This is a genomic window from Paenibacillus camerounensis (genome assembly GCF_000723885.1).
GTDB classification, from domain to species: Bacteria; Bacillota; Bacilli; order Paenibacillales; family Paenibacillaceae; genus Paenibacillus_AQ; species Paenibacillus_AQ camerounensis.
Map to the genome: position 1 here is coordinate 1 of NZ_CCDG010000138.1, position 4,855 is coordinate 4,855.

Here is a 4,855-nt window from a genome sequence, read left to right on the forward strand (position 1 = left end):
GCCCTGAACTCCCCGGACGGCACTGCGGATCAGATCCTCCAGCTTCTCCGCTTCACTGGTTAGCTCATTGATGAGCACCTGGGCTTGCTGCAGGCTAGATCCCAGCGGTACTCCGCTCCAGTTACCGGACTGGCCTCTAAGTTGCATATACAGACGGTTCGTGTCCTGGCTGACTAATCCAATTTTTGTCCGCAGGCGCTCTACTTCATCGGCATTAAACATTAGTTTCGTTGTCGCCATGACTTCCCCCTGCTTTATTCCTTCAAAAGAATGTTTAAGCTTTTTTAAAATTTAATCTTTTTCACAATAGGCTCTCCGGTAAATTGCACTTCTTCATTATAAGATTGGCTGTTTACTTGCACTGTCCGAACAACTTCGCCATCCCGCTTGAATTCGATTTTGGTGATTGTATTTCCTTGTCCCGCATTCAAGCCCAATGGCTTTGTTTTTAGTCCTGTATAACGGTAAAATATCGCACCTGTATCTTCTAATGCAGCATTTCCGTTTGTATTATAATTATTGGTTAGATTGACTGTTTTCCAGATGTGTTCTTCTGCTTCAGCCGCTTTTCCTGTTGATGCGGTGAATGTTATCAGCAATATAACAACCAACAATCCCAATACACTGATTGCCTTAATCCCTTTCATCAAACCACTCTTCCCTATTGATCACCATGTGGATACACTGATAATAGACTTTCCGATAAATAATAGTAATTAGAGAAACTAGGTGTCCGTATACTTCCAGACACTGTTCTCTCCAACTTCTCTCCCCCAACTTTTGGAATAATTCGATAAGGTGAATCCCCGTTTGCTTTAACATATACAGAGCTAGATTTAGTTAACACCCCTTCACGTATCTTGGGATTTCCATACTCCCCTATACCATCGATTTCAATATTTGCGTATACATAAGATTTATAATGTTCCGGTGCATCATTCTTAACCGTTGATTTCCAATAGAGGAGATACGCTTTTTTATAGTTTGAAACTGGAAAACCCGGATGTTCATATGCTCCATAGTCCCATCTTAGTGTCTTTATAGGAGGAACATTTTTCAGATTAGGATCATTTGGATCTTCCAGATCAATCGCGACAAGCTCATGCAGAGTGGCAACGTATTTGTTATTTTTAGAGCTTAGTGTTAACTTATCCTCTCTCCATTGATCTTCATAGCTGTCATACTGCGTCCACATTTGACTTTTATAATTGAAATACTCCGGCATCATCGTAAAAATATTCGTCTTATGCCAAGCCAATTCCGCACTGCTGACAGCGTATTTATCTACCTTGAGCTTGCCTCCGCTGTTTACAGTCAGAACACGCTGTACGGCAGTAACAGATTGGGCTCTTGTGGTATGTTCCTGTTCACCAAGCTTGCCCGCGCCCAGTCCGGAAATCAAACCTGCTTTTGCAGCCAGATACATCCATTTGTCATCTTCTTTTGTTTTTAGCCCTGCGGCCCGTGCGGCAATGCGCGCCATCTCTGCACGAGTAATTTTGCGGTTCCATTCCAGCTCCGAATTGGCAAAATCACTTGTAGTATATAGGCCCGCCTGCTGTGCAGCAGCCACGTAGCCTTCGTACCACTTTCCTTCAGCCGCTTCTACCGGCTGTCCGGTTGCGGTCACAATCATTTTGATAAATTCAGCCCGCGATACGCTGGCATCCGGCATGAATAAGCCCCCCGGATACCCCTCTACATAACCTTTATTTACTGCGGTATCAATTCCTGATTTCGCCCAGTGAGCAGCGGGAACATCATTAAACCCCGCTGCTGCCGCTCCGGCACCAGGATGGGCTGAAGCAGCCAGGCTTAAAGTAAACAACAAGAACAACGAGCCTGCCCTTTTATTAACTTTCTTTCGATATGTATTCAAAAAAATACTCCCTCTCATAGTTAGTGGATTGCATGAAAGAACGCTAATGTATAACTTACCTCAAGTTGTGGATACTTCCCCCTATTCTTCATCCTTCATTTCTAATCCGAATAACTACCTCGCGTATGTATATCTGTAATAAATACCTAAAATATTAGATACTCTTTATTATCGGTTATATTTTCCATTAGTTTTATAGACTTCCATTCAAAAGTTGATAATAACCGAAGTAAATATCCATTAAAACTGTTTGTGATTTGACTAAAAAATGACTGTTTCGCGCTTACAGAAGTACATCTCATTCATTTATTCTTAAGCTTTAGCATTTCCTATTCGTATAAGGATATGGATATGGAATGTAATATTTACTTTGTTGGTACATTCCGTGGAAAATGCAAGAAGGCGAACATATCAAAAAAACAGGTTAATTATAGTGGTATCTGACCATAATTGACCTGCTCAGTGTAAAGCAATAGCTTTATTTAGATTATAAATTTGAAGCATTTGATATGCGTGCAACCGAATTTAAGATGTTTTTACATGGGCATTACATGGGTTACTTGTGTTAATAGTTGAATGTTGGTTTCATTCGACACTAGCTAGCCCCTACTACTTATAAAATTTTAAACTTTTGTTTCATTTCATATAATCGAGATTCAACTACATCCTTATCATCAGAATGCTTTAACAAATATACTTCACTTGCTTCTTTAAGATAAACATAGAAACTGGAGTAATCTAGTACGACGGTTACATCTTCATCAACTGCAGGACGGTCAAAAAAATAGCAAACCCCATCTTCTCCGAAGTACCCTTCTTCCCACTCTTCTAGTTCACTTGCAAATAAACACCAGATATGCTCATTACCAAAACCCTGCCCGTTACAATACTTTTCCAACGCTTTAATAAAGTTCCCATCTCCGATAGAAAAATAATAAAGATCTATCAGTTTTTTTTCGGAAATATTTTCATTTGTCATATCGTTACCTCCCTATTTCCCCTCAAATGAAGGATGGAAATTTGTGATGTTCCCACTATCATCAAGGTATCCCGTAAATCTAAGTCCATTAGAGGAGTATCCAGTCACTAATCTCCCATTAATCACACCATTCGCCATAGCTTCTTTGCCCCATACAAGCATTTGTTCATTTGAAATCACATTTGAATCATAGACTGTCTTTGGTTGAGGGATATTTTTATATTGGCCAGGCACTACCTTTAATTCCCTGTCTAATGCAGGAAGTCTATACTCTATTTCATAAACCCCTGGAACAGTAGAGTGTGGAGTTCTTGAAACAATAACATCATCTAGCTTCCAACCTTGATCTGTCAGAATTTTCTCGAAATTTTCTAAATTGTGACCTCCAACAACGCCTTTATTCCCTTTTCTAACAAGCCCTTGTGCATTTATCATGTGATCATCAAAACCGTTTACATACTCGAACTTATTCTTAGTCACCCATGTAACATTTTCATCACCATATTTTGAACGGAAGTACTCATCCCATTCTGCCCCTGTTCGAGGGATCTTAGCATCATTTCCAGTCCCCCCAACCCGAACGTCCTCAAGCTCCTTCGCCGCCGCATCGACATCCGCCTTGGCTTTGCCCGTGGCTTCAACCTCTTTAACCTTCGCTTCCGGTATGGACCCGTTCACGATTTTCTTTACCCCGGCCAGGCCTTTGCTCAGGGAGGTTATGATGACATCGCCCGCTCCGGCAACCACGGTGTTGACGCCTACTGAGATTATTCGTTCCCCCAGACTCTGCTTCCCGTCATCCCGGTAATCGTTGATGGCGTCAAACGCTTCTCCTACCGTTCCGCTTATCGCTCCCGATACCATTGATTTGTATAGGGTCGGCGAGAATTTGCCTACCCTTCCCGTCGCCTGCATCCCACTACCCAGGTACTTCCATGGCAGACCAATGCTGATTAAGCCCCCTGCCACCTGTCCCGCTTTCTTCCCGTAGGGATCATCCAGCGGACTGACATAACCCTCCGGCTTCGGACCCGCAATCCAATCCGTCACCGTCCTCGCTATTCCGAACGAGGCTGTGTCGATCGCATTCACAATCATATTGCTTCCGCCCACCAGAATATTCGCCAGCGTCTGATTCCCTACTCCGCTTCCCGTCAGCCGGTTTTTGTCCGCTGCTTCCTTCTCCTGCTTCTCGTAGTACGCCTTGAGCTCTTCATACCGCCGGTCCTGCTCCTCCGGCGGCAACGTGTACCAGTACGTTTCCTTCAGCCGCCCGATCGCCTCCGGATCGTTCCGGTTCAGGATATCCGCTTCGGATACGCTGTTGTACGGGTCCACCGGACCTAGCGTCGCTTCCGGCTTGACCAGCGCCAGCTGCTGCTTTGCCCACTCTCCTTGGATTCCCGGTTCCATCGCCATCCGCAGCAGAAACGCATATTCTTCCTTCTCCGGCAGCGGTACACTCTTGTCGATGACCGACGGATCATAATCACAGGCTTTGATTGCCGCCTGCCTGAAGTAGCCTGTAAGATCTTTTCCTGCCTCATATTGCTTCGCGCTGATCCCCATCGATTCCAGCTTCCTGCGCGCTTCCTCCGCCTGCTGATGTGCAGCCGCCATTTGAGCCTGATTCCCAAACGTCTGATAGACCTCGTAGGCTGTCTGTGCCTTCGCGATCTGCTCCCTCGCTTCGTAGATCTCTTTCAGCTTGACCTGCGCGGACAGTCCCTCAATGCTTGCCAGGCCCGACTGCTGAATAATCCCCCTCAGCTTCTGCACTGCCGGATCACGGCTCAGCTCATCCCGGCCGCTCAGTATTGAAAGCGTGCGAATGAAGCTAGTCACCGCCTTCTGTGCCAATGTCGGGATGGACACGGGACGGAATGGATCACCGCTCCCTGCGATTCCGAATAGTCCTGCCAGCACGCCCAGCTGCCGGCTCAGCTGATCCGCCTGCCGCTTGTTCTCTGCTTGTACGCCCTGAACTCCCCGGACGG

The 4,855-nt window shown here is 45.3% G+C and carries 4 protein-coding genes and 1 pseudogene; all 5 read right to left on the bottom strand.

What is annotated here, in order from left to right:
• Window positions 1-240: pseudogene (locus BN3772_RS30335) on the bottom strand (hypothetical protein); the annotation flags it as partial.
• Between the two features lie 44 nt (window positions 241-284).
• On the bottom strand, window positions 285-647 hold the full coding sequence (locus BN3772_RS30340; RefSeq protein WP_042204517.1) for a hypothetical protein: 363 nt from the start codon (window positions 645-647) through the stop codon (window positions 285-287).
• Between the two features lie 14 nt (window positions 648-661).
• Window positions 662-1,879 carry an S-layer homology domain-containing protein gene (locus tag BN3772_RS30345; protein WP_157643682.1) on the bottom strand — a complete coding sequence of 406 codons (1,218 nt, stop codon included), beginning with the start codon at window positions 1,877-1,879 and terminating at the stop codon, window positions 662-664.
• Between the two features lie 613 nt (window positions 1,880-2,492).
• Window positions 2,493-2,858: a ribonuclease toxin immunity protein CdiI gene (gene cdiI / locus BN3772_RS30350; protein WP_042204518.1), complete on the bottom strand. Its 366-nt coding sequence runs from the start codon at window positions 2,856-2,858 to the stop codon at window positions 2,493-2,495.
• 12 nt (window positions 2,859-2,870) lie between these two features.
• Window positions 2,871-4,855, bottom strand: a 1,985-nt coding sequence (locus tag BN3772_RS30355; protein WP_209443726.1) for a CdiA family toxin C-terminal domain-containing protein, incomplete at its 5' end; no start/stop codon positions are given.